22 protein-coding genes are annotated in these 25,182 nt (G+C 38.7%); 4 read left to right on the top strand and 18 right to left on the bottom strand.

Annotated features, from left to right (window positions below; all coding sequences use genetic code 11):
- Positions 1-169: 169 nt before the first annotated feature.
- Positions 170-3,859, top strand: a complete 3,690-nt coding sequence (locus tag B0169_RS12060; protein ID WP_077286235.1) for a hypothetical protein — start codon at positions 170-172, stop codon at positions 3,857-3,859.
- 150 nt (positions 3,860-4,009) lie between these two features.
- Entirely contained in the window at positions 4,010-5,089 is a 1,080-nt protein-coding gene (locus tag B0169_RS12055; RefSeq protein ID WP_077286234.1) for a hypothetical protein, read from the top strand.
- A gap of 86 nt (positions 5,090-5,175) precedes the next feature.
- Here B0169_RS12055 and ribBA read toward each other — a convergent pair whose 3' ends face one another.
- The 10 genes from ribBA to B0169_RS12005 form a co-directional block, all read right to left on the bottom strand.
- Positions 5,176-6,285, bottom strand: a complete 1,110-nt coding sequence (ribBA, locus tag B0169_RS12050) for a bifunctional 3,4-dihydroxy-2-butanone-4-phosphate synthase/GTP cyclohydrolase II (protein WP_077286379.1) — start codon at positions 6,283-6,285, stop codon at positions 5,176-5,178.
- A gap of 10 nt (positions 6,286-6,295) precedes the next feature.
- On the bottom strand, positions 6,296-6,955 hold the full coding sequence (locus B0169_RS12045; protein ID WP_077286233.1) for a riboflavin synthase: 660 nt from the start codon (positions 6,953-6,955) through the stop codon (positions 6,296-6,298).
- 83 nt (positions 6,956-7,038) lie between these two features.
- Entirely contained in the window at positions 7,039-8,166 is a 1,128-nt protein-coding gene (gene ribD, locus B0169_RS12040; RefSeq protein WP_235838558.1) for a bifunctional diaminohydroxyphosphoribosylaminopyrimidine deaminase/5-amino-6-(5-phosphoribosylamino)uracil reductase RibD, read from the bottom strand.
- 38 nt (positions 8,167-8,204) lie between these two features.
- Positions 8,205-8,660 carry a transcriptional regulator NrdR gene (nrdR, locus tag B0169_RS12035; RefSeq protein ID WP_077286232.1) on the bottom strand — a complete coding sequence of 152 codons (456 nt, stop codon included), beginning with the start codon at positions 8,658-8,660 and terminating at the stop codon, positions 8,205-8,207.
- Between the two features lie 183 nt (positions 8,661-8,843).
- Positions 8,844-10,100, bottom strand: a complete 1,257-nt coding sequence (gene glyA, locus B0169_RS12030) for a serine hydroxymethyltransferase (RefSeq protein ID WP_077286231.1) — start codon at positions 10,098-10,100, stop codon at positions 8,844-8,846.
- A gap of 291 nt (positions 10,101-10,391) precedes the next feature.
- On the bottom strand, positions 10,392-11,072 hold the full coding sequence (locus tag B0169_RS12025) for a hypothetical protein (RefSeq protein ID WP_077286230.1): 681 nt from the start codon (positions 11,070-11,072) through the stop codon (positions 10,392-10,394).
- A complete protein-coding gene (locus tag B0169_RS12020) occupies positions 11,069-11,656 on the bottom strand; it encodes an RNA polymerase sigma factor (RefSeq protein WP_077286229.1) in 588 nt (195 codons plus the stop codon). Before B0169_RS12020 ends, B0169_RS12025 begins: the two co-directional genes overlap by 4 nt.
- 31 nt (positions 11,657-11,687) lie before the next feature.
- On the bottom strand, positions 11,688-12,851 hold the full coding sequence (locus B0169_RS12015; protein ID WP_077286228.1) for an ABC transporter permease: 1,164 nt from the start codon (positions 12,849-12,851) through the stop codon (positions 11,688-11,690).
- The gene (locus B0169_RS12010) at positions 12,848-13,594 is read right to left on the bottom strand and encodes an ABC transporter ATP-binding protein (protein WP_077286227.1); all 747 of its coding nucleotides are present in this window, start codon (positions 13,592-13,594) and stop codon (positions 12,848-12,850) included. Before B0169_RS12010 ends, B0169_RS12015 begins: the two co-directional genes overlap by 4 nt.
- 3 nt (positions 13,595-13,597) lie before the next feature.
- The gene (locus tag B0169_RS12005; protein WP_077286226.1) at positions 13,598-15,106 is read right to left on the bottom strand and encodes an alpha/beta fold hydrolase; all 1,509 of its coding nucleotides are present in this window, start codon (positions 15,104-15,106) and stop codon (positions 13,598-13,600) included.
- A gap of 375 nt (positions 15,107-15,481) precedes the next feature.
- On the opposite strand from B0169_RS12005, the gene B0169_RS12000 reads away from it, so the two are divergent.
- The gene (locus tag B0169_RS12000; RefSeq protein WP_077286225.1) at positions 15,482-15,700 is read left to right on the top strand and encodes an EF-hand domain-containing protein; all 219 of its coding nucleotides are present in this window, start codon (positions 15,482-15,484) and stop codon (positions 15,698-15,700) included.
- Between the two features lie 356 nt (positions 15,701-16,056).
- A complete protein-coding gene (gene trhA, locus B0169_RS11995; RefSeq protein WP_077286224.1) occupies positions 16,057-16,692 on the top strand; it encodes a PAQR family membrane homeostasis protein TrhA in 636 nt (211 codons plus the stop codon).
- Positions 16,693-16,722: 30 nt separating this feature from the next.
- Here trhA and B0169_RS11990 read toward each other — a convergent pair whose 3' ends face one another.
- The 8 genes from B0169_RS11990 to B0169_RS11955 all read right to left on the bottom strand — a co-directional run bounded on the left by B0169_RS11990 (position 16,723) and on the right by B0169_RS11955 (position 25,130).
- Positions 16,723-17,856 (bottom strand): pyridoxal phosphate-dependent aminotransferase, encoded by a 1,134-nt coding sequence (locus B0169_RS11990; protein WP_077286223.1) that lies wholly within the window; start codon positions 17,854-17,856, stop codon positions 16,723-16,725.
- 3 nt (positions 17,857-17,859) lie between these two features.
- Entirely contained in the window at positions 17,860-19,968 is a 2,109-nt protein-coding gene (gene ovoA, locus B0169_RS11985) for a 5-histidylcysteine sulfoxide synthase (RefSeq protein ID WP_077286222.1), read from the bottom strand.
- 54 nt (positions 19,969-20,022) lie between these two features.
- Positions 20,023-21,126 (bottom strand): hypothetical protein, encoded by a 1,104-nt coding sequence (locus tag B0169_RS11980; protein WP_077286221.1) that lies wholly within the window; start codon positions 21,124-21,126, stop codon positions 20,023-20,025.
- Positions 21,127-21,284: 158 nt separating this feature from the next.
- Complete coding sequence (locus tag B0169_RS11975; protein WP_077286220.1) at positions 21,285-23,144, bottom strand: tetratricopeptide repeat-containing diguanylate cyclase; 1,860 nt, start codon at positions 23,142-23,144, stop codon at positions 21,285-21,287.
- Between the two features lie 254 nt (positions 23,145-23,398).
- Entirely contained in the window at positions 23,399-23,626 is a 228-nt protein-coding gene (locus B0169_RS11970; RefSeq protein ID WP_077286219.1) for a glutaredoxin family protein, read from the bottom strand.
- A gap of 95 nt (positions 23,627-23,721) precedes the next feature.
- Positions 23,722-24,333 (bottom strand): fumarylacetoacetate hydrolase family protein, encoded by a 612-nt coding sequence (locus B0169_RS11965; protein WP_077286218.1) that lies wholly within the window; start codon positions 24,331-24,333, stop codon positions 23,722-23,724.
- A 43-nt stretch (positions 24,334-24,376) separates the two neighbouring features.
- Entirely contained in the window at positions 24,377-24,727 is a 351-nt protein-coding gene (locus B0169_RS11960) for a hypothetical protein (protein WP_077286217.1), read from the bottom strand.
- A gap of 97 nt (positions 24,728-24,824) precedes the next feature.
- Positions 24,825-25,130, bottom strand: a complete 306-nt coding sequence (locus tag B0169_RS11955; RefSeq protein ID WP_077286216.1) for an EF-hand domain-containing protein — start codon at positions 25,128-25,130, stop codon at positions 24,825-24,827.
- Positions 25,131-25,182: the final 52 nt, after the last annotated feature.

Genomic DNA, 25,182 nt, shown 5'->3' with positions numbered 1-25,182 from the left:
GCCATAAACTACATTGATGCTGGTTAATTTTGCACTATTTACTGTTCCCCATTCATTTTATGCTCGTTATAGAACTCGATTACATTTAGTTACTTTTTCTTTTAATGAAAAAATAACTGTGTTTTAATTAGGCAGAATCCTACTCTCTAAGTTAAATAAGGAATATTTAATGAAACTTCAAAAAAGTCTAATCTCACTTGCGCTTATTTCAGTACTTGGCGCCTGTGGCGGTTCAGATAATAAAAGTTCTACCCCGACTCCAACGCCAACACCTACTCCAACACCAACCCCTACACTTATAACAACAACGGTCGATGGTAAAGCCATCAAAGGCACGATTGCCAATGCAATTGTTACCGTGTACAAGTATGTTGATAATGAAGCGGTAGAATTAGTTGGAGAAGAGTTAGATAATACATCTATTGAAACTGAAGCTGACGGCAGCTACACAGTTACCATAAAAGATTATGAAGGTGTGATTAAGGTCGAGTTATCTGTTGGTCCTGACACCACAATGATTTGTGATGCGCCTGCTGGCTGTGCCGATGTTGAATTTCGTGACCCAATAGCACTGGCAACAGTTGACCCTACATTAACCTTATCTGCTATTTCAACGGTTGGCAGTGCAAATGACGGCGCTGTAAACGTTAATGTTTCAGCGTTAACGCACTTAACTAGCGCATTAGTTGAAGCTGCTGAAGGCGGCGTCAACACAGAATCAATTCAGCAGCAGTCATCCATCATTGCAAACGCCTTTAATATTACCGGCAGCTTAACAGAACTTGAGCCAACACTCGTTGATAGTGCCAATGCTGTAGCCAGTGAAGATAATTTTAACGAACTACGTTATGGCTTAATTAACGCCGGCATTATGTCTGCTTTATTTTCTGGTCAGAACAATGCTAGCAATATCATGTCAACTAGCTTAGCGAGTGCAGTCAATGACTTAGTTGCAAATGACGGTGCATTATTAGTTAATCAAGATGAAAATGTTGATGGTTTTGAGCTTTCGCTAGCTGATGTATTAAATGGCGCAAGTGAAGCAGCAAGTGCGGCCGCTGAGGCTATAGCCGCTGATCCAGAGCTTGCTGAAAATGCAGAGATATTGGCGCAGCTCGATCAAGAAGAAACCAATTTAGAGAATCAATCTGAATTTGCCCAAGCAAATGCTGGTGATAATGGCCGAATAGACCCTGTCGCTGAGCAGCCCACAGAAGGTGACGCCATAGCAAAAGCAAAAGCGATGGTAGAAGATGTTCGCTTATTTAGCCATTTATTTGAAGTGGGTACAGACTCAAATAGTGCCATTAGTGGTGAAGGTGAAGCATATGTCGCGTTAATCGAAGAAGCAGGAGTCATGGTTGAAGCAGAAGCAGCAAGCTTTTTACTGCTTGCAGAAATTGCTGATGCCATTACTCAATTAAGTGCCATGCACGAGGCAGGGACATTACCCGGCACCGTATTTTCAATCAACGACTATCTTAGTTTAGAAGGCGCAGAAGGCACTATTACTTTTGATGAAGAAACAGCTAATGGTGGAATACTTTTCTCAGTAAATGCGACCTCTGGAACTGAAATTGTCAACATATCCATTGAAGCGATTATTGCTGAAAATGGTAAAGATGTCACATTAGACCTCAATGGTGCTATCGAATCAGCAGGTGCTAAATTAACATTAACGGACGGCAGTTTTGCCAAAATAAACCTCGATAGTGCGATTAGTAGAACATCACTTGAAGACGATACTTTTGAGGGTGAAATCACTTCTGGTGAGCTGGAACTCAATGTCACCTTAGAGCAAAAAGCAACAGCTAACGTAACAAACCCGGTTAAGTTTTCTGGGTTAGTTAAAACTAAGCTAATGCCAAAAACTGTTCCGGCATTATCTGTTGAATATGACTGGAATGAGAATAATAACACCGGTGAATATTCATTCGAGCCAGAAGTTGAAACTGTTATATTGCCTGAGATGCTAACCTTAAGTGGTGGCTTTAGTTCAGCCGAAGGTAATTTGATTAAAGCAACCTTGACAGCAAGTATTCAAGATCTTGAAAGCTACCAAGCACCCGATTTTAAATATATCGGTAAGCAAGTAGAGAGTTTTGCTACTATCAGCTTTTCTGATGATAAAAACACCATTGTTATTACTGAATCAGACATGGTCAATAATGAGCAACAAACCACTGAAACTCGTGTCTTTACACCCGGCTCTCAAGCTGGTGAATGGTCAGCCACCAGTAGTGTTGTTTCGGCTTTCCCTGAAGAGCATTATTGGGGAACAGGCATTGAGCGTAAAATTATAACTAAACGCTTTGACTCTGGTATTGCAGAACAAGGCACCTTATACACTCGAGCCTATATTAGCGGTGAAAGTGAAAATAATTTTGGTGCAAAGTCTGTCAGAGTAACACCAAAAGATCATAACAATGACAACCTAACTGATAGCTATGATATTGACATCATCGATACTAATTGGGACGACAAAGAATATGATGCAACGAGTTTCAGTACTTTAATTGACGCTGACGGTAACATCCTAACCAGTGATGGTAATATCCACCCTCGTGATACTGCTTGGACCACATGGGGAGTTTCTAGCATTGATCAATTCATGATGGATAATGATTATCAGTTAATTGCCAACCCTCTAACCGTAAATAATGGTGCAGAGCTATTAGCGCAAACAATTGCTAACTGGTGGAAGAGCCAACGAAGTGTTACTTATGATGATATTGGTCAAGTGACAACCTTCTTTTCAGAAGAAGATTTAGCTGTTATTGCTAATGGGCCTGAAGGCGAAATAGCACTAGATACCTACCTGATGAAGCCATTACTAAAAGATGCATTTAACGTGGCTGTTAGTGCGGATAGTAAAACAGTAGTGGTAACGGATGCAACAGTAACAAGAACCTTTAATGTTGACTATACCAGCCCTGGCAACTTTGTCTTTGATAGAAAAGTGTCACCTGAAGGACAAACTGAAGTCCATGACATTAGAACTTTTTCAACAGTAGATTCGGGGTTAGATATCGATGAGATCAACATGTTTCGCTCTAACACTATCGATAGCACTTATTATAGTTTTATTCGCATAATACCTATCGATACCAATGAAGATGGGCTAGCAGACCATTTCGAGCGAGCGGAAAGCTATAGTGAGTATATAAATGCTGATGGTATGCTTGTTGATGTTAATGGTGAGCCGGTAGCAGAGTATCGTAGCCACAGCGGTGAATCATTTGAAGACAATTTTGGTAGTTTTCATATGCCATTTAATCCGCTTACCATATCTAATGGCATAGAGGCTTACACAAACTGGCTGACAAACGTTAGAGGATCAATGCTCTATACTGGGATAGCAGATATTGGTAGTGTCGAAGTAACGTTATCTGAAGCTGAACTTAACACTTTAGCGCCAGGTGAAACTACAACCTTCGATGCCTACATTACTTATCCTGCAATTACTGATTCACTTGAAAACAATGACGTGTTCTTAGATGTAAACGCTGCATTATCTTTAGAGACTATTTTAGGTGATTACCAAGTCAATCTTATGCTATCAGGTGAACGTACCGCATTAAGTGAAGGTAAATTTGATCTTAATATGCAATACAAGTTACCTGATGAAGCTGCGATGCGTAAATTTAGTGTTCATATGAAGACCGATGAAGCTAGCAGAATGACAATGAATAATAGTGAGGGTGTACTCATGGTTCTGAAAGAGCCAGAAGAAGGCTCTACTAGCAATGTTATTGGTACTATAGTAGTTGGTGCGGCAGCTGAAAAAGTTGCTGATATTGAAGACCGCGATGGCGGTATCTTTATCGTTTACAGCAATGGCGAAGTGGAAACATTATAATAAGTAGTCCCCTATCATAATGTAAAAAGCCAACCAAATTATTGGTTGGCTTTTTAATACCTACTTAAAGATCAATTAAAGCATCCACCTAAATAGCAAAAATTACGAATAAATGTTTAATAAAAGCAATAAAAATATTAAGGACGATTAATGAAGAAAAGGCTACTTTACATATCAGGGCTATTGGCTTTAGCGGCAGAAAATTCCTATGCAGCAACTTCTGTTGAAGCATTCGTTACGAGTCACTCTTTTAGTAATATTTTACCGATAAAACAACTGATAGAAGATGATTGGCAGCAAGCTCCAGAACAGTCAGCCAGTGACGCTTTCACTCAAAATGAAGTAGGAGTAAGAGCTTATATTGATAATTTTTCCTTCAGTGTATCTCAACGTTATGATTACTTTGTTGAAACCAATAGTGATACAGCACAAGCCTTTTACTTAAATCGCAATGATTTAGCGCTTGATAGCCAGAGCGAATATGATGCTCAGTTAAGGTTATTTCATCAACGCAGTAATGGTATTAAAGTTGGCTATAAACTTAACTTTAATCGCTTCTCTAGTGAACTTAGAATAGGTTACTGGCGCTTACTAGCGACACGTGAATCTCAACTTAATGGCTTAATATCAAGTGATCTTAATGGAAACATCGCAGCTGATGCACAATTAAGTGAGTTTTACTCTACAAATAACTTTCTAAAACGCCAAAACAGTGATGATTGGCAAACGCAAGGGTCGGGAGTCACCGTAGATCTTCATATGCGCTGGCAGCCGAGTAATAACATCGATATTAGTCTTGATATTACCGATATTTACTCAGATTACAAGTTAGATAATGCCGGTTTCAGCAAAGGTAAAATAGACACTGACGGTACGTTTATTAATAGTATTGGCGGTATTGCTTATGTACCTTTATATCGAGGAATAGAAACAGCCAAACGCCACAACTTTGACCTCCCCGAAACAGTAAATGTAGATGCTATTTATCGAACAAATGACTTAGCTTATGTCACTCATTTTACCCGCCAAGGTGATATAAATTTTTATTATGCTGGTGTTCAGTTTGAGTCTGAAGATAGTACAACCCGGTTATTATTTGATATTGAAAATATAGCACCAGAAATCCAATTTCAAAACAAGTGGATAACCGCTTATTTATCGCTTGATGATATCGATATTGATCAAGCTATGTTGGCAAAGCTAGGGGTTAATATTCACTTTCAATTTTAGTGTTAATTTACATGAATTATAAAAAAAGCGTATTGAGTTCATCACTCGATACGCTTTTTTAGTATTTAACCCTTATAGCCGCTAACTTAGTCAGCAATATACTCAACCACTTCCAAACCAAAACCTGAAAGCGAATGGTATTTCGTTTGTGAGCTTAGCAAGCGCATTTTACTTACGCCTAGGTTAGCCAAAATCTGTGAGCCCACACCAACATTGCGAGAGCCAACATGGCGTTTAACTTCTTTTACGGTTTCACCAGCGTCTAACTTCGCATACTTCTGTACTTGCGCGATAAGTTCCATCGGTGACTCATGCTTGCCTAATAAGACTAACACACCACCTTCTTTGCCTATTTTTTCTAACGCATCAGCCATTGGCCATTTAGCAACACTTTCACGTTGACTAAATAATAAGTCTCTAAAGGTATTTTCTAAGTGCACACGCACCAATGTAGGCTCTTCAGGCTTAATTTCACCTTTTGTTAAAGCAAAATGTGCTTGGCCGTCAATAGTGTCTTTAAATACCGTTAAATCAAAATCACCAAATGCTGTTGGTAATTTACATTGAGATACACGTTCAATGGTGGTTTCATTGGCATTACGGTATTCAATTAAATCGGCAATAGTGCCCATTTTAATGCCATGTTTTTCGGCAATGATTTCTAAATCAGGGCGACGAGCCATGGTACCGTCTTCATTAAGTATTTCAACGATAACAGCAGCGGCTTCAAGGCCTGCTAAACGTGCTAAATCAACACCAGCTTCGGTATGGCCAGCACGATTTAGAACCCCGCCATCTTTAGCAATAAGTGGGAAAATATGACCTGGCTGTACAATTGAATTATGATCAGCATTTTTACCTACAGCAGCTAAAACAGTTGTCGCTCGGTCTGCCGCTGAAATACCGGTAGTTACACCTTCAGAAGCCTCTATAGAAACCGTAAAGTTAGTGGTAAATTGTGCATCGTTCTTATCAACCATCAGAGGTAGCTTTAACAGTTCACAGCGCTCTGCTGACATTGGCATACAAATAAGGCCACGGCCGTGTGTTGCCATAAAGTTAATCGCTTCTGGCGTAACTTTTTCTGCTGCCATAATGAAGTCACCTTCATTTTCGCGATCTTCATCATCCATTAAGATGACCATTTTACCTTGAGCTATATCGTCGATAATCTCTTGTGGCGTGTTTAAATTCATGACAACCTCTTTATTTAATAAAACCACTGCGCGCTAATAACGCGTGTGTAACACCTGACGGCTCTGGCTTGTCAGCTGTTTTCTTGGTAAGTAATCTTTCTATATAACGGGCGATTAAATCAACTTCTAGATTAACTTTAGTGCCCACTTGATATTTACTGATAATGGTTTGCTGGGTGGTATGCGGCACAATCGTTAAACGAAACTTATCTGCGGTTAAGCTGTTAACAGTTAAACTTGTGCCATCAATAGTAACTGAACCTTTTTCGGCAATATAGGCCGCTAGTTCTGTTGGCATCGTTAGCCAGTAATCAATACTATTACCTTTATGGTCGATGCTGGTAATTTCACTCACGGCATCAACATGCCCTGACACCATATGACCGCCAAAGCGTGTCGTTGGTAACATCGCTTTTTCAAGATTAACGCTGTCACCTATTTTATAGTAAGCTAATCCTGTGCGGGCTAAAGTTTCACTCGAAACATCAGCACTAAAGCTTGAACTGTCTATAGCAACAACGGTTAAGCAAATACCATTAGTAGCAATTGAGTCGCCTAATTTAACATCTGATAAGTCTAATGCTGCGGTATCAATCGTGACGCGTGCACCACCACCTGAGGTATTAATTGCTCTCAAACGCCCTACGGCTTCTATGATCCCTGTAAACATTGGTTATCTCATTATCTGTAGTATTTTTACTGATGGTAAATAACCATCTGTTATTAATTTCATAAGTAAATTAGTGCCAGAAGTTAACGCTTAAATATTGCCGTTAATCTAATATCTTTACCGATCATTCGCATATCTTGTATCTCAAGATTTTTAGCTTCGTCCAATTGCAGCACTGTTGGCATATTAACTAAGCCTCTGCCATCATGCCCGATAAGTTTTGGCGCTTGATAAAGTATTAACTCATTAACTAAATTCTGACTAACAAAAGCACCTGATAATTGACTACCTGATTCAACTAACACATCATTAAGTCCCTGCTTTGCCAAGTATCTTAACAATAAAGTTAGATTAATATATTCACTATTTTCGGCTTTATCGATCTGTACTTGTTCTACAAAATGAGGCCAAGTATGGTCATTTTCAATGGTATGTCGTATTAATAATATTTTACTCTCACTTTGGAATATCGCGAGATCAGGTGTTAAGCGGTTTTTGCCATCAATAATAATGCGTACTGGTTGCCTAACATCGGTTTCTGCATAGCTATTTTTTAACTCACCTAAGTCATGCCAACGAACGGTCATCTTTGCGTCATCAAAAATGACTGAGTCGGCACCACAAATAACAGCACAGCTTTGTGCTCTAAGTCGCTGCACATCGATTCTGGCTTCAGCAGATGTTATCCATTGACTTTCACCACTGGCCATTGCTGTTTTACCATCAAGACTAGCAGCAAGCTTACATCGTACATAAGGCAGCTTTGTGGTCATTAATTGAATAAAACCGGGGTTTAATGCGCGTGCATCTTGTTCAAGCAAACCAAATTGTGTTGTTATGCCAGCAGCATTGAGAAGTTCAAGACCACGGCCCGATACTTTCGGGTTAGGATCAACCATAGCAGCAATAACATGAGTCACTTGTGCTTTAATTAATGCTTCAGCGCACGGTGGTGTCAAACCATAATGACTACAAGGCTCTAGCGTAACGTAAGCCGTAGCCCCATTAGCCTTTATTCCCGCTTGTTTTAAGGCATGTACTTCAGCATGACCCTGCCCTGCTTTTTGATGAAAACCTTCACCGACAACTTCTTCATTACGAACTATCACGCAACCAACGCGCGGGTTAGGCGAAGTAGTAAAATGGCCACGCTTTGCCAAACTAATGGCACGTTGCATGAACTTATGATCTGCTAAAGAAAAATCATTCATTATTGGGCTCGAGGCTATAGTTGATTATGTGCAATGCGTTAGTCATCATCGCCCAAGCGGGCAATTTCTTCACCAAACTCTTTGATATCTTCAAACGAGCGATACACTGAAGCAAAACGAATATAAGCCACTTTGTCTAAACTCTTCAGCTGCTTCATAATAATGGTTCCGAGCATTTCACTCGAGACCTCTCGCTCACCAGTCGCTCGTAATTGCGACTTAAGCTTATTAATCGACAATTCCATTTCTTCGGTACTGACCGGCCTTTTTTCTAATGCTCGCAGTAAGCCACTTCGCATTTTATCTTCGTTAAAAGGCTCACGTGAACCGTCGCGTTTAATAATTCGCGGCATAACCAGTTCAGCGCTTTCAAAGGTAGTGTATCTTTCATGGCATGCTAAACATTCACGACGACGACGGACTTGATGACCATCAGAAACTAAACGAGAGTCGATCACTTTAGTGTCGGTGGCTGAACAAAAGGGACAATACATTAATGAATTCCGCTACATGAAAAATTTAATCTCAGTATTTTAATGGAAAATAACTCATTAAGCTAAAAATCTTGTGCTTAAAGTATATTTAATTAATCAAAATACTGAAATGAAAATGGCCACGAATGTGGCCATTAAATATTATTCCTATGGAATTACTAGGAAATAACTATGCTGGGCTTATTACTTATAAACAGGGAAGCGTGCGCAAAGTTCAGTCACGCTAGCTTGCACTTTAGTAATTACAGCTTCATTGTTAATATCATCTAAAATATCACAAATCCAACCAGTGATCATTTGAGTTTCTTCAACGCCAAAGCCACGACGAGTAATCGCTGGTGTACCTAAACGTAAGCCCGAAGTAACAAACGGTGAACGAGGGTCATTTGGTACTGAGTTTTTATTTACCGTAATGTGCGCACGGCCTAAAGCGGCATCAGCATCTTTACCTGTAATGTCTTTATCAATGAGATCAAGTAATAACAAGTGGTTTTCAGTACCATTAGAAACAACTTTATAACCACGCTCTTGCAATACTGCCACCATAGCCTTCGCGTTATCTAAAACATTTTGTTGGTAAGCTTTAAATTCTGGCGCTAAAGCTTCTTTAAATGCTACCGCTTTCGCCGCAATAATGTGCATTAATGGGCCGCCTTGGCCACCAGGAAATACCGCACTGTTAAGCTTTTTGTAAATAGCTTCGTCATCACAGCCAGAAACAATTAAGCCACCACGAGGGCCTGCAAGTGTTTTATGTGTCGTTGTAGTAACAACATGAGCATGTGGTACAGGGTTTGGGTATAAACCAGCAGCAACTAAACCGGCAACGTGCGCCATATCAACGAAGAAGTAAGCTCCGACTTTATCAGCAATTTCACGCATACGCGCCCAATCAACAACACCGGAGAAAGCAGAAAAACCACCGATGATCATTTCTGGTTTATGTTCTACTGCTAAACGCTCTAATTCAGCATAATCGATATCACCTGTTTCTGGGTGTAAACCGTATTGAATCGCTTCATATGACTTACCAGAAAAGTTGACATGTGAGCCATGTGTTAAGTGACCACCATGAGCTAAACTCATGCCTAATACCTTACCACCTGGTGATACTAACGCTTGAAAAACAGCAGCATTTGCTTGAGAACCAGCATGAGGTTGTACGTTGGCGTAAGTTGCACCAAATAATTCTTTTGCACGGTCAATAGCTAATTGCTCGGCAACATCAACATACTCACAACCACCATAATATCGTTTGCCTGGGTAACCTTCAGCGTACTTATTAGTGAGTTGTGAGCCTTGAGCTTCAAGTACACGTGGGCTACAGTAGTTTTCAGAAGCAATAAGTTCAATGTGTTCTTCTTGGCGAACAACTTCATTACTCATTGCTTGATAAAGTTCAGGATCAAAATCAGCAATATTCATATCACGTGTAAACATGTTATATCCTCAAGTAGTCTGCCAGTAGCAGGACTTTGGTTGGCGTTAAAGCAAAATTAATTGCGGCATATTTTGCCTGAACTTGTAAAGCTTGTACACGGTAAAACCCCGCTCTTTTAGTTCATTTTGCAATCAAATAGTCGTTAAAGTTAATGAAATAAGTTTAATTAAGCGCTTAAATCAACAATCAAAACCAATATACTGTCTAAAAAAAGCAAAAACAACAAATTTAAAACAAAACAAACAACCATTAACAAAATTAAATACCGAAAAATAAGATTTAACCATTTTTTATGCTGATTTTATTTTTAAAAGTTGTTGACGCTCTTTCTTACGTTTTCGATATAAGTAATCAACAACAATAAGCACTACAAGCATGAAGCCATTCGCGAAAAGGTAAGCCGGTAAAGCAGCTTTAGTGCTCGTTTGAGCTAGCGAATAAACAAACCAATTAACTAGCGGCAGAAAAGGTAACAATGAAATTTGTGTAATTCTCATATACTTCATTGACGACTCACAACCACTAATAGCATTATCAATGGCCTTTTCAGGACTGTCAGATAACTTTGACCATGCCGCAACGCGAACTTTCATTTCAAAATAAATGAAGGCAATCGAAAATAAACCACCAAAGCCAAGGTAAATGTTAACCGGCTCGCCCCACTCTCCTTGATAAATGCCATAAACGAAAGCAATTAAGATTGATAAGGTAGCGAGGATATTTAAAATAAAACAAAGTTTCGCACCATAGGTTCTGCGTCGGGTGCGCTTAACCAAAGCAGCAATATCTGTTTTAGCTGTTGGTTGTGCTTGCCAATCTTGTGTTAATTCAGCCCAAGTGTCATCAAGAATTTTATTGGATTCAGCACTGCGCTCTTTTTTCCGCATGAACCGTGTTGTATTAGAAACAGATTTGTCTTGTCTCTGCTTACTTTCAGTTGCCAGCTTACTTTTATCATGTTCTTCGTTCATACGGCCTCCAATAACTGCACTAATGCAGCTTTCGCTCGTTGCAACCTTACGCCAACTAAATTCACTGTAATCGCCAGTACATCAGCTATTTCTTGATAACTCATGCCCTCTAATGCCAGGGTGATCACTTGTTGTTGCTCGAGCGTTAAACGACGAATAGCTTCAGCAAGTCGTTGTTGTCTTTGCTCTTGATCTAATGACTGATAGGGGTTCGGTTGCTGGCATTGCTGTTGATCTTGAATCGTCGATGATTCTTGCTCTGACTCTGTTTTCACTGTTTTTACCGCCTTAGCAACATGTGTTGCTAAAACATTATGGGCAATACGTGCAATGAAAGTTTTAACCGCAGCATCAGCCCTAAAGCTTGGTAATGCCCGCCAAATATTTAATGCTATTTCTTGAAATAGCTCTTCTTGAATCGCAGGTTTGGCTTCAAAGCCATTGATGATATGACGTAACAATTTCTCATGTTCCGAAACCCACTTAATAAATAGTGCTTGATTGCTCAATGAATAACCCAGTTGTTGTTGAGCTGCTTTAAAAACAGTCTTATTTGAGTCGCTCAATTCTACTGAGTTATTCATTTAATTCAATCCAAACATCTACACACTATGATTAGCTTAACGACATCACTACTTTCTCTGAGGTTAAGCGTTTGGCTAGAATTAACACTAATGCCACTGTTAAGCCGATAGTAGCAACACTGCTAAATAACAACGCACTCCAATCAATAGGTAAGCCTTTAAAAACATCTTCCATTAATAATGACTGACCAGAAATTGGCAACCATTCAACCCAAGCCGGTTTATCATCCATCATCATCAATGCAAAAGGGATAAAACTTGGTGCCATAATCAACATAGTTACTGTCGATTGTGCTTCTTTAAAGCTCTTAGCTTGAAAAGCAAATAACAACTGTAATGAAGCAGCAAGGAAACATATAGGTACTAACAGCAATAATAAAATCGCAAAAGTACTGGCATCTATACTGAAAGTTGCACCTATTTTCGTTAGATCAACAAAGTTCATCGCAACCGAAGTTAACACCAACATTAAAATGATAGAGATAATCGCAATTGAGCTAGCACAGCTTAGTTTAGCAAGCACTATTTTTAAGGTGCTTACTGGCTGACAAAGTAACATTTCCAGCACATTTCGTTCACGCTCACCGGCACTAGAATCGATAGCAACCGGTAAACCTGACATAAAGGCTGCCATCATCAGGTATACACCTAAAATTAATGAGATCATCACCGCATTACTACTCGGTAAAGAGGTGTCTTGCTCAAGTAATTTGATCGGTTGTAGTAACTTAATATCAATACCACGCACTAGTAAACGTTTATAACCAATAGTAAGTGAATGCTCTCTAACGATATCTTTTATACGACGGATAGGTGATGATAACGACTTCTCGTTGTAATCAGCGCGTAAGATTAGCTCTATCGGTTTACCTGCTGCCATATCTGCAACGAAAGTATCTGGAATGGTTAGCTCGATATTTCGCTCATTCCAATTACGCTCTTCATCTTCAGGTACGTCAGCAAAAGACAAAATATTTTCATCTTGTAACGCTTTAATAAGTTTAGGCGCATGTTGCTCGCCGGTATACTTGACATATACAGCAGGATTATCAACGGCTTCTTTGATCGCCACTTTTAACATTACCATGATCATTACTGGCATTAATAACGCCATGCTCATTGCTACCATTAACGCACGTCTATCACGAAAGGCTTCTTTGAACTCTTTTACCATTAAGGCTTTCAGTTGCATCATGCCGCTACTCCTTCATCTGAGCCGATCAATTTAACAAAGGCTTCTTCTAATAATTTTTCTCCCGCTAAATCACATAATTCTTGCGGAGTTCCTTGCGCAGCTAATTTGCCATTAGAAACAATAATCACTCGGTCACATAAGGCTGCAACTTCTTGCATTACATGTGAAGAAAATAATATGCAGTGGCCCTTTTCTTTGAACCTAGCTAAATGGTTACGCAAAATTCGTGTGCTCATCACATCTAAACCACGTGTGGGCTCATCAAGCACAAAGTTCTTTGGTTGATGTACCAAGGCTTGAGCTAATGTTACTTTCATACGCTGGCCTTGAGAAAAGCCAACGGTTTTGCGATGCGCTAACTCAGTCATTTCAAGATCATTGAGAATTTGCTCAATAGCCGCATGTTTATCAGCGCCTTTCATGCCATGAATACTGGCAAAATAGTCAATTTGTTCATACGCTGTTAGCCGCTCATATAAACCAAACTTATCAGGGAAGATACCTAATAATTTTCTCGCTTTAATCGGTTCTTCAGTCACTTTAATGCCATCAATAGTGGCATAGCCTTCATCCGCGCGTAACAAGCCGTAAAGTGTGCGTAAGCAAGTGGTCTTTCCTGCACCGTTTGGGCCTAATATACCGGTAATTTCGCCATCTTTTGCGCTAAATGATAAGCCATCCAAGGCCTTAACTGTGTTTTTCTTGCTAACAAAACTTTTATGTAAATTATTAACTTCAATCATTGTCTATTCCTTTACTTTGGCTGGCGTAGTTACCATGTTCACTACTGGTGCTGCACCACCATTTAAGCCCAACATGAATGATTCATCTGGAATTTCTGCTAAGCACGATTCATCGAGATCTTTTGGTGATTGCAGTGTTAGAAATTCATTAACAATGCTAATACCACAAGTTGTTGAAGCAACGATATGCGCATTATTTTTGGAAATAATATGATGGCTATTAGGCAAATTTTTATCCGATTTATCGCCATTACTTGCTGGCGTAACAGGATCTAAAGCACCTGACATGATCAATGTGGGAATGTCAGCGGTTACTGTCTGATAAAAATCAGCGCTAGGTTGATACTTTGGCCAAACAGCACAAGCTTTACCAATCATATCTAGACTCATACCTTTCGCGAAGTTGTTGTCAACATCCGCCGCTTTCATGCTGGCGGTGATTTTAGGAAAGTCTTCATTACAAACAATATTAAAGTGCAAGCCGATATAAATGCCCATTCCACCTTCACTTTGAGCAATAAGCCCTGCCAATGGTTTATAATCCCCCAAATAAGCTTGATGAATTAACAATGGCACTAAGCTACGGGTTTGCATGGAATACAACTGCATTTGTATCGTTGAAATAAATTTTTCTTTGCTGATATTAAATTCAATATCCGTACCTAGTCTTGGGTGCGCAATTTCTACAGAGACAGGAGCAAGCGACAACTTAGCAGTGACTTCAGCAAACTCATTCGCCAAATTAGGGTATTGTTTTGCACATTTCTCATCATTTTGACAATTGTTAAGTAATTGAACAAAAGATTGCTCTGCACTTTTACCAAATAAGCCAATCGGTACTTCAATTGGGCCAACACTATCTAACACAACACTTTTTATTGAGGCTGGAAACATGCGCATATAAACCAAGCCTGCACGTGTACCGTAAGAGCCACCATAAATATGCACCTGATCGTGACCTAAGGCTTGACGAACTGCGTCGAAATCTCGAATGGCATTTTCTGAATTATATTGACTTAAATCCCCCTTAAGCTGCGCCAAGCATTGCTCAATATCTGTACGGGAAAAATCCTCAGGCATGCTACTGTAGGGATCAAGTTCTAACGATTCTTCACATTGTAATGGATGCGATTTTCCCGTACCTCGCTGATCAATTAACAATAGATCTCGTGTTTTTCTAATTTCATTAAAACCGGTATAAATTTGTCCTGAAAGCTCTGCCGCAGCTTGCCCCGGTCCACCAGCTAAAAACATTAGCGGCTGCTTTTCTTTGCTATTATCTATCGCAGGCAATACAACAAAATTAATATTAATTTTCGTACCATCAGCTTCAGCATAATTTTCTGGCACGACTAAAGTGCCGCACTGCACTTGTTGACGAATACCTTTGACATGACAACTTTCTAATGTCAGCTGTTGATTTAAGGCACTTTCAGCAAGACTAGTATGGCTTAGCCCCGCAACGGTTATAAATAAACTCGTGGTAAATAAATTTTTCCAAGTTATTTTCATTTTATGCTCCTTTTAAAACATTGACTGCTTAGTCTTAGCATTTACAAATTTATTACATTTATTTTTAAATAAATTTAATTTTCTCTATTTTTAGTTGCTAACCAAATGAAAAACAAAGAACTATGAAGCCGCTAAAGTTAGACTTGCTAATCCTATAATGTATTGGTAAATAACCTGAACTCTGGATAAGCAGCTATTTTTAATAGCGGTGTTGATACCGTTAAATGTCTCCTAACTAAAGTGCTCATCAGTAAAAAGCACCAACTAGGCAGTAAAAAACATATTTACGCCAAATAACATAATTAATCATTCACATATGCTGCAAATAACGATAAAGTCATCAGTAGATATATTTCGCCAAAAAGAGGATAACTGATGGAATTAAATCAGTGGGTTGATGAACTATTTGAAGTTTTTGATGAAGACAAAGATGGCGTAATCAATAGAAGTGAATTCGTAGAATTGATTGACTGCTTATTACAAGATAAAGGCATTCGCATGTGTGAAACCATTTTTAATCGTTTTGATAAAAATCATGATAACTCGATCTCCAAAGATGAATTACGTGAAATGGTTATCGATCTCGCTTTATAATAAAAACCGCAATTAACTTGCCGTTATTTGCGTTTATATCCGGTAATAAGTCACCGTATTATAAACGCAAATTATCTTCACTTCCTGAATAATCTAGTATCAGCGCAATGCCCCAGTAATTCGCACTCCTAACCCAATTTTGCCTTAGTCACTTATTTCATTATTATTAACTAAATCATTGGTATATAAAGCATTGCTAAATAACTCTGTCGCCAAAGAAATACGCTCAAAAATGCTCATTTATCCCCATCGCTAGGCGAACGTACTGAGACCAAAAGGTCAGACCTCTAGTATTCTAATCCACAGTTTGCTACCATAAACAGCGTACACGTGTACACTGAAACAGGAATCTTAACGTGCAAACTCAAGACTACGGCTTAGCTGAAGAAATTATCAATGCTATCAGCCACGGATTAGCAGCATTACTTAGCGTAGCGGGCTTAACACTTTTAGTCACTTTAGCTTGGCTACAATCCGATATCGCTAAAGTGATCAGTTTTAGTATCTATGGCGCTAGCTTAGTTCTACTGTTTAGTGCTTCAACCCTTTATCATGCGTTATTACATGATAAAGCGAAAAAAATATTCAAGCTGCTTGATCATTGCGCCATTTATTTATTGATTGCCGGCACATACACACCACTGATGTTAGTTACACTAGCTGACGACCTTGGCAACATCGTATTGTGTATTATCTGGGGCCTTGCTTTGTCAGGTATTGCTTTTAAGGTTAAATTTGGTAATAAATATAAAAAACTGTCATTAGCAACCTACTTAGGTTTAGGCCTAATTTCTATAATATTTATTGATAAACTCAATGCTAAGCTTGCTTCTGAAGGTATGTTTCTACTGGCTTTAGGTGGAATTATCTACGGTTTAGGCACAATTTTTTATGTCCGAAAAAATAAACAATATAGCCATGCTATTTGGCATTTATTTGTTTTCATGGCAGCTATTTGTCACTTTTTCATGATGTTTTTCTACGTCCTTTAATATACTTAACGCGCAAACAAGCAGCGGTCGTTAACTTATGCTTTGGCCATCAATATATTGCTCAAATATCGCCAGTGTTTGAGCAAAGTGATTCTGTCCTAATCCTAAACGAAAATAATTTCCCTGTAAGCCGAACAACTCACTTGGTAAAGTTAATATACCGGTTTTTTTTACCAGTGCATTTGACCAAGCCACTATAGAGTCAATATTTTTGACTTCAACTAAAGCTAACATTCCCGCTTGCGGTGGCTGCCAATTGAATGCTTGCTTATAGCGGTTGATAAAAGCAGAAAACAAAGCAATATTATTGCGAATAATTGCATTATTAGTGGTAATAATTTTATCGCTATGTTGCAGTGCAATACAGGCTAGCTTTTCATCGACTTTAGAGCAACAAATAGAGCTCATCGCTTTAATGGCCAGTAGACTGTTCAGTAAACTGTCATCTTGAGTGACAGCCCAGCCAATGCGAATACCTGCTAGACCTAAGCTTTTTGACATAACACCAACAACAATACTTTTTGAGTAATCAAGATAGCGATGAGCCAAGGCTAAATCATGGTAATTACTGGCTTGGGAAACATCATCACTCAACAAGTAGCATTGTTGCTGCTTAGCCAGTGCTAATAGCTGGTCAGCCAATGCACTATCAATAATACTGCCGGTTGGATTATGAGGTGAATTAAGTACGATCAGGCGAGTTTTTTCAGTCATTAAGCGAGTAAAGTCTGCAATACTTACTTGCCAATGATTATCTGCACTCAGTGCTATTTCTTTAACGACAACACCCATGGACTTTGCCATAGCAACCAAGGATGGATAACTCGGTGTCAATACGATAATTTCATCGCCGGCAGCTAACAAAGATTGATAAATTGCCGATAGCGCTTCTTGAGCACCACAAAACGTTACCGCATTATCAGCCTTAAGTGTTTGACGATGACAATTCAAATTTTGATGAAAGTTAATAATGGATTCACGCAGCAAAACATCTCCCTGAACCGGAGAGTAACTTAGCGGCATACTATTCAGATCATCAAGTGAAAATGCGCATAATTGCTCATAAGTTAAAGCCTGTGCCGTAGAGTCACTGAAATTAACGTTAATATGATCTGCTAAACCTCGGGTATAAGCAATATGCTTGGGCAATACATACTTCGACATAACCTATTTTGCTCGCCATGCCGTAAGTTGACAGTGTGATAAGTTAAAGCGACGAACTGAATCGGCTAGTACACGAGAGAGCTCTTGCTGACTAACTAACTCAAAATCGCTGCTAAGTTGCTGGCTTAAGGCATCAAAGCCCGATAAATTTTCGCCATTAACTTTAATGCCACTGAGCCATTTACTTTTCTCCGTTATATTTGCCTGGTAGTGATAGTCAGAAATAATAATCAATAAACCTGATGGGTTAAGTCGACTGACCGCATTAGATAATAAACTCTTAGGATCATAACTTTGCTCTAGTGCATGCTGAACTACAACCACATCATAATCATTAAAGTGTTGTTTTAAATTGCCTCCATCACCTTGACTGAATAATATCCGTTCAGGCTTAGCCTGTTCAACGCTATCAGCTAAGGATACTTCATGATATTGGCAAATATCACCTTCAATGGTACTGGTATAGCGCACACTATTGCCAGTTTGCAGTTGCACGCCATGTTGAATAGTACGAGCCGAAAAATCAACAGCATCAATATGTTGAAAATGCTGACTGAGTTCAAATGCCACTCGGCCAACACTACAACCTAAATTAAGTAAACGTTCAGTCGACAAACCTTCGCTGACAATTAAATTTACAACCTGTTTTGCTATTTGCTGGCCGTAGTTTTCATAACCCAATAACTCTTGACCAAAATAACAAGCAAGTTGTTGGCAAATATCTTGGCTAGTTTCAAACTGATTCACTGCAGGTTGTGATTTTCTAGCTTGCTCACTAACAACATAGCGAAAGCCGGCATGCTGATAAAAGTGTCGGCGAAAAGCGTAGCGCGAAGAAGCTAAGGTTTCATTTCCGGTTGATATCCATGAGCCACCTTTGATCAAGTTATGTTTACCATCAAAGGTCGGCGTAGAGAAATCATCATACAATGGGTGAACACTAAAGCCTTCAAAGCCATCAATAGCAGTCTCAGTCCATTGCCATGCATTGCCAATAACATCAAAAAAATCACCATTTTGATAAAGATTAACCGGGCATGAAGATGCATAATAAGCTAAATCTATATTGCCAGGAACTTCCTGCCATTGATGCTGATCACCAGCAACAGACTCACGTAGGCAGTACCATTGCGCCTCAGTAGGCAAGCTAATAAAACCTGTAGTGCTTTTTTGTCGCCACTGGCAAAAAGCCTTAGCTTCTAGGTAATTAACCTCTACAGGCCAATCTAAAGGTAGTGGCAATTCATTGAACAAGTTTCGCTGATAATATTTACCGTCATGTTGACGCCAAAACTTAGGCATTTCCGCCTTAGTGAATGCCAGCCATGATTGCCCTTCTTGACACCAGTACTCTGCTGATTGATAGCCACCAGCTTCAACAAAAGTGAGATACTCTTGATTTGACACTAAGTACTTAGCCGCACTAAAGTTTTCAATTTCGACCGCCTGCTGGCCATATTCATTATCCCAACCATAGGTATTATCTTGAGGCTTTTTACCTAATGTTAAGCTACGTGCCTGGACAGGTATTAATTCATTTTCAGGCGCAGCAGCTGACTGCATACAAGGTTGCCATTGTTCATCTGCAGTTAAATAATTCAACGGTAGCATGCGCATAATAACTGACGATGTTTCAAGATGGATACGTTCGTGTTCACAACCCATTAAAATAATCCAAGCTAGGGAGTCTTGTCTGATCGGTAAACTCAACTCCATAGTTTCAATCAAGTTTAAAACTAAATAATAAACTTCTTGTCGATAATTTCGTACCTCATCAACGCTGGGCCAGTCATAATGCTCACTATCAAGATCATCCCAGCTCATTTCATCAACACCTACGGCACAAATAGCTTCTAGCTTACTATTAATACGTTGTTTGATATATTTACCAAGAATAAGTTTGTTGACATAAAAAGTAGCGGTATGCCCAAAGTAAAACACCAATGGGTGTCGTAGAGGCTCAGGACGGAGGAAATAAGCATCGTCATGGTTTATTAGGGAAAATAAAGACTCATAAGTTGACCACGTATTTTTAAAATATGCGATGAGCTCTTGTCTTTTTTCTACTACCGATTTGCCATCAAGTGTTGGCGTATTTAATTGCTTTATCATCTACTTTTCACTAGCTATTATTGTGAGCTGAATTTTATTTCAACTTTAGCCGTATTAAATAATAATACTACGCTGTTGAAATTGTGTTAAATAATTTTGCTTTACTTGTTGGCCAATACTTAACGTTGCAGCTAAGTCAGTATCAACTTTCACCCTGCTAAGGGTTCTATCTATGCTTTCGCTGAACCAGTTATTATTAGCAAACAATGTTATTGCCCCCTGCTCAGTTTGCTGATCATAGAGCGAGCGAGGCAATTGGCTATTAAGCTCCGGCGTTAAGGGCCCGTCATTTATAATGCCGTCGATAGTATCAATAACATTTAATAAAGCATAAATGACATTTAAATATGGGTCGTAACGCTGACTAGATGCGCCAAGCCTGTGCTCAATACGTGCTGTTTTATGCCAGTTTTCATGACTAACAATAACGTTATGCTTATCATCATAAATTACTGGCTCCACACCCATTTTTTGATTGTGTTTACCAATATCTCGGTAGAGTGCAATGCTACCTTGATGACCACCAGAAATATCTACTGGTGAGCATAATTCATCTGCCAAACCATATTTTGACTTTAGCAATAAGCGCTCAAAAGCTTCTTCTTCAGGCAAATATACTAAGCAACACGCTAAACTTGTCTGCAAAAAGTTTTGCTGCAACCGCTCTGCAAAATCCCCCGAAACTAATAAGTTATTCCCTGCACTATCTTGCACACTAACGTTAATTTGCACCGCATTAGGTATATGTACAGCCCGATTATCAGCACTGAAAATATTTTTACACCCTAAGGCTAATTTACCGTAATCCCCCGCCCAAACAACGGGCTTAATCAAAGTATTCGTGACCCCTTGGCTGGCAAAAATTTTAGGTAACAAGTAAAGCGCTTGCTTGAGATTATGCGCCTCTTTTAATGGGCTTTGGCCATTGAAAAGTGATACATATTCCCACTGGTTACTCCAATACTCTGCCACTACCTCGCCATCAACACCCAGATACAATAATTTCTGATTAATCTTTTTATAATCGATACGCTTACCTAACGGTAATTGATAACAACCTTCTAATTCAAAATGAATTAATGCACGTAATCCCCGCTGTTCGATATAATCTTGTAAGTAAGAAATTACAGCGACTTCGAGTTGAGTAAAATTATTCATAATGAGCACGTGCTTGGGTTTTTATCTTGGGTATGATGCTGAATAATAACAGACCTTGCATCTTGATGATTAATTTCTCTTTTTCACTCATAGCTATTAAGATATTAAACAAGCAAGTTAATTTATATATCACTATACGTCGCTAAGAGGGTTTAGGATTAAAAAATACTAATTTGATTTTTACCAAAGTGCTTGGCTTGGTAGAGCGCTTGATCTGCATTAATATAAAGCTGTTTAATATCATGACATTGCGGTGATAGCGCCGAAATACCAATACTAACCGTGACTTTATCTTGATGACCTTTAACGACTGTAGACTGGTTGATTGCACATAAAAAGCGTTCAGCGATCTGCTTTGCTGTGCTAACGTCTGTCCGTGGCAAAATACACATAAATTCTTCACCACCAATGCGACCAAAAATATCACCTTGACGAAAGATATCGCTGCCGATTTCAGCCACCTGACAAATAACCTCATCGCCAACCGGATGGCCATATTTATCATTTATTTTTTTGAAATCATCAATATCGATTAAAATAATCGACATTTGCATTTTTTCTGATTTATCAGCTAATCCTGCTTTATCTAGGTAATCAAAAATATAGCGACGATTAAACAAACCAGATAATGGATCTTTTATCGTTAATAGGTGCATTTTTCTATTACTGCGATATTGCGCAATAATAACGAGTAACACAATTAACAGCCCACAGGTAATAAAAACAGTAAAATAAATATCTTGAGTTGCGTTACTTTGGCGCTTTTCTAGCTCAAGCGATTCGACTTGTTGACGCTCTTCTGACAATGCTTGGGCAACTTTCTGGCGTTCAACCTCCAAACTTGCTCTGACTTTCAGCAACCTTTTTGAGGAATTTTTTAACAATAGATCGGTATACTGGCGATAATAGTGCTCAAGCAAGCGATATCCGATATCATGCTGACCACGCGCATGGGCTAATTCAGCAGATATTTTTATTACCTCAAGCTGCCAATTTGTACCAATCAGCTCTGGAATATCAGCAAAAATCGATGCTGCGCTGTTAAGTGCTCTTTCCGCCTCGGCAAAACGACCCAGGGAAATTAAACAACTCGCTTTACGTTTATACAACTCAGCGTTGTAATCAACGATCCCTTTTATAGCTAAAGCTTCATCGATTACCTTAATCGCAGCAAGGCAGTCTCCCTGCTCAGCCATCGTCATACCAATGCCATAAGCAGAAAAGAAACTAATATTTGAATTGGGTGTATAAGTCGTTTGCTGTTGGTACTTTTCAAAATACTCAATAGCTAATTGATATTTTCCCCAGTAACGATAAGTTGATGCTAGCCCATAAATGGCTTCTGCGACATGCGCAGGGTATTGCAAGGCTTGATAGGCTTCAAGTGCTCTTTGATAATATTCGATCGATTTTTTATAGTCATGTAAATAACCATAAATAGCGCCATAAGTTTCATTTATTGACGCAATCAAGAACTGGTCTTTCAAGGCAAAAGCTTCGACATAAGCCTCTTGGATATCAACCAGTGATGTTTCAAACAACTCGGTCAAGGTTTTGGTATAAGCCAGCTCTTGTTTACCATAAACATATAAACGACTTAATTGCGCTTCCTTAGCTTGAATTAAAGCTTTAGATAGCGTTTCTTGAGAGCGACTATAATCACCTTTTCTTCGTTCAATAAGGCCTTGAAATAAACTTAAACGCGCTTGTATAGCTAGAGGGGTATCCGTTGTAACCAGGTTATTAGCTTGCTTGACTGTTCGGCTAAAGTCATCGTAAAAATAAACTAGATTTTCAGCCTGGGCTTTGCGTAATAACCACCATAAGTAGTCTAGCTCATCGTATGATTCAGCCTCTGACTGCAGACCAATCAATTTTTGATAGGATCCCCATGGCTCAAGATATATTTCATGATCCATGTCGATAAAGTTAACACGCTTATCAGCCAATGCTGCTATTGGAAAACTTAACAAGAGTATGAGTAAAGTTGCATAACAAGCTTGCAAAGCTTTTTTCATAATGTGTCCGCAGTAGAAATCCGTTCAAACTTATACTTACGCTACCACAAAAAAAAACAATAAACGACTAAAAATCATACGCATGACCATAGATTGAACTAAATACCGTTCCACCTATTCGTAGAATTTAGCGCGTGATAATGATAAGCCTACAATTATCAGCAATGAAATAACTAATAACTTGTGTTGCTTATTCAAAAATTGAAAAACTATCAACAAATAACGAAGGCGAAACAGTTTTACAGCTAACCCAATTAACTTTTATAGAGTTGATTAAAACTTTTTATATTGAAACCATTCAGGATTTGATCGCCCACTTTTAATACTGGTACGCCACGTAAGTTCAATTTAGCGAACTCTTTTTGTCCTGCCGCTGTTTTAACATTACATAAACGAAAAGGAATGTTCTTTTCTTCAAGGTAGCGCTTGGCCGTTTGACAATGAGGACAATTACTCATGGTATAGAGGATAATACGTTTCATAAGAGGTGTTTTAATTGTTAGCTTTAGGCAATTATCGCATAGCTCAAAGAATAAATAACTATAACCACCACATATTTCAAATTTCTAATAACAAACTAAATTGCTTGCCATTGTTTACTTACCAGAACATGTTCACGCGTACGTACTTGCCCTGCAAAAATATCACCCGTGACTATCTCTCCAACACCTGCAGGTGTACCCGTCATAACAATATCGCCGTCTTCTAATTCAATAAAAGACTGAATTTCTTTTAATATTGCTTGCGGTGAATGCAGCATCATGGCAACAGTGCCTGCTTGACGAGTTTCACCATTAACTAATAACGCTAATGCTAATTCATCATCAATAGTATCTAAAGATACAAAGTCGCTAAAAAGTGCTGAATCTGTAAAAGCCTTAGCACGTTCCCACGGTAAGCCTTTCGCTTTCAAATTAGATTGTAAAGCCCGCTTAGTAAGATCTAAACCAATAGCAACAGCAGAAAAACGACCTTTTTGATAGATAAAGCAAAGCTCGGCTTCATAATGTAATGTTTCTTGATGATACGAGCGCAATTGATGGCCTATAGCGCTGTTAGGTTTAAGAAATATCACCATATTATCAGGAATTTCATTACCTAATTCACTGATGTGATTTGCATAATTTCGCCCTACGCACACTATCTTGGAGGGTGTGATGTCATTATTATCTAATTTAACCGATCGCATTTATAACCTTTGTCACCATGCATTTATAGTCAGTATATAAAACTTAAACTTTTACTAATTTCAAGGCTGGCTTAACACAACCTGAGGCTGGCACTTTAACAACGTCAGATACTCTTTTTCGTTGCTTAAAACGATCAAAATTAACACTTTCTAAACCCAGTTGCTGGCTCATTTTAACAAAGGTTTGATAATCTTCACGTGCAAAGTCTTCTTCTTCCCTGGTCAGTAAGCCATCGATATACGCACTATTTCCATTTAAGGCAATATTAGCAACCGCGGAATAAGGCTTACCAAAATCATCAACACGGATTGCGCGTATAGATTTCACTTCAAAAATCCATTTATCAATTTGTACATAACGAGATAAAGTCTTTGAGGGGGGCTGGTTATTCATATTAGACCTTGTATACAATGTAAAACGCCGACTATTAAGTAAAACACATACTTAATAGTCGGCAATCTGTAGAGTTATTCACTCATAATGGCAATATCTAGGTCAAAGATTTTTTCATTTTATCTAGATACTGGTTAAATTCTTCTTCGCTAATTTCTTTATCGCCGTTAACATCAAGTTGTTCAAAAGCTTTTGCTAACTTATCGTTTTCAGCTAATTCTTTTATGCTCAACGTGTTATTTTTATCCGTATCATAATCTGAGATTAATTGTGAAAAAGATGATACTGGTTGCTCTACTTTAAGTGAAGCCTTACTCATATCATTGCTAGCGAAAACAAAATTAGAAGCAAGTGAGGCTACAACTACAGTAATTGACAACGTTTTTAAGCTAATATTTTTCATGTTTGAACCCTTTTAATTGATTAATAGCACATCAATGAACATGCCGACCATG

The sequence above is a fragment of the Cognaticolwellia aestuarii genome (assembly GCF_002000025.1).
Lineage (GTDB): Bacteria > Pseudomonadota > Gammaproteobacteria > Enterobacterales > Alteromonadaceae > Cognaticolwellia > Cognaticolwellia aestuarii.
Note: the sequence above shows the minus strand (reverse complement) of the source record. Positions and strands in the feature narration are given on the sequence as shown.

Excerpts from the sequence above, each read along its gene's own strand:
- B0169_RS12060 (WP_077286235.1), top strand. The coding sequence starts at position 170 with ATGAAACTTCAAAAAAGTCTAATCTCACTTGCGCTTATTTCAGTACTT.
- B0169_RS12055 (WP_077286234.1), top strand. The coding sequence starts at position 4,010 with ATGAAGAAAAGGCTACTTTACATATCAGGGCTATTGGCTTTAGCGGCA.
- ribBA (WP_077286379.1), bottom strand. The coding sequence starts at position 6,285 with ATGAATTTAAACACGCCACAAGAGATTATCGACGATATAGCTCAAGGT.
- B0169_RS12045 (WP_077286233.1), bottom strand. The coding sequence starts at position 6,955 with ATGTTTACAGGGATCATAGAAGCCGTAGGGCGTTTGAGAGCAATTAAT.
- ribD (WP_235838558.1), bottom strand. The coding sequence starts at position 8,166 with ATGAATGATTTTTCTTTAGCAGATCATAAGTTCATGCAACGTGCCATT.
- nrdR (WP_077286232.1), bottom strand. The coding sequence starts at position 8,660 with ATGTATTGTCCCTTTTGTTCAGCCACCGACACTAAAGTGATCGACTCT.
- glyA (WP_077286231.1), bottom strand. The coding sequence starts at position 10,100 with ATGTTTACACGTGATATGAATATTGCTGATTTTGATCCTGAACTTTAT.
- B0169_RS12025 (WP_077286230.1), bottom strand. The coding sequence starts at position 11,072 with ATGAACGAAGAACATGATAAAAGTAAGCTGGCAACTGAAAGTAAGCAG.
- B0169_RS12020 (WP_077286229.1), bottom strand. The coding sequence starts at position 11,656 with ATGAATAACTCAGTAGAATTGAGCGACTCAAATAAGACTGTTTTTAAA.
- B0169_RS12015 (WP_077286228.1), bottom strand. The coding sequence starts at position 12,851 with ATGATGCAACTGAAAGCCTTAATGGTAAAAGAGTTCAAAGAAGCCTTT.
- B0169_RS12010 (WP_077286227.1), bottom strand. The coding sequence starts at position 13,594 with ATGATTGAAGTTAATAATTTACATAAAAGTTTTGTTAGCAAGAAAAAC.
- B0169_RS12005 (WP_077286226.1), bottom strand. The coding sequence starts at position 15,106 with ATGAAAATAACTTGGAAAAATTTATTTACCACGAGTTTATTTATAACC.
- B0169_RS12000 (WP_077286225.1), top strand. The coding sequence starts at position 15,482 with ATGGAATTAAATCAGTGGGTTGATGAACTATTTGAAGTTTTTGATGAA.
- B0169_RS11990 (WP_077286223.1), bottom strand. The coding sequence starts at position 17,856 with ATGTCGAAGTATGTATTGCCCAAGCATATTGCTTATACCCGAGGTTTA.
- ovoA (WP_077286222.1), bottom strand. The coding sequence starts at position 19,968 with ATGATAAAGCAATTAAATACGCCAACACTTGATGGCAAATCGGTAGTA.
- B0169_RS11980 (WP_077286221.1), bottom strand. The coding sequence starts at position 21,126 with ATGAATAATTTTACTCAACTCGAAGTCGCTGTAATTTCTTACTTACAA.
- B0169_RS11975 (WP_077286220.1), bottom strand. The coding sequence starts at position 23,144 with ATGAAAAAAGCTTTGCAAGCTTGTTATGCAACTTTACTCATACTCTTG.
- B0169_RS11970 (WP_077286219.1), bottom strand. The coding sequence starts at position 23,626 with ATGAAACGTATTATCCTCTATACCATGAGTAATTGTCCTCATTGTCAA.
- B0169_RS11965 (WP_077286218.1), bottom strand. The coding sequence starts at position 24,333 with ATGCGATCGGTTAAATTAGATAATAATGACATCACACCCTCCAAGATA.
- B0169_RS11960 (WP_077286217.1), bottom strand. The coding sequence starts at position 24,727 with ATGAATAACCAGCCCCCCTCAAAGACTTTATCTCGTTATGTACAAATT.
- B0169_RS11955 (WP_077286216.1), bottom strand. The coding sequence starts at position 25,130 with ATGAAAAATATTAGCTTAAAAACGTTGTCAATTACTGTAGTTGTAGCC.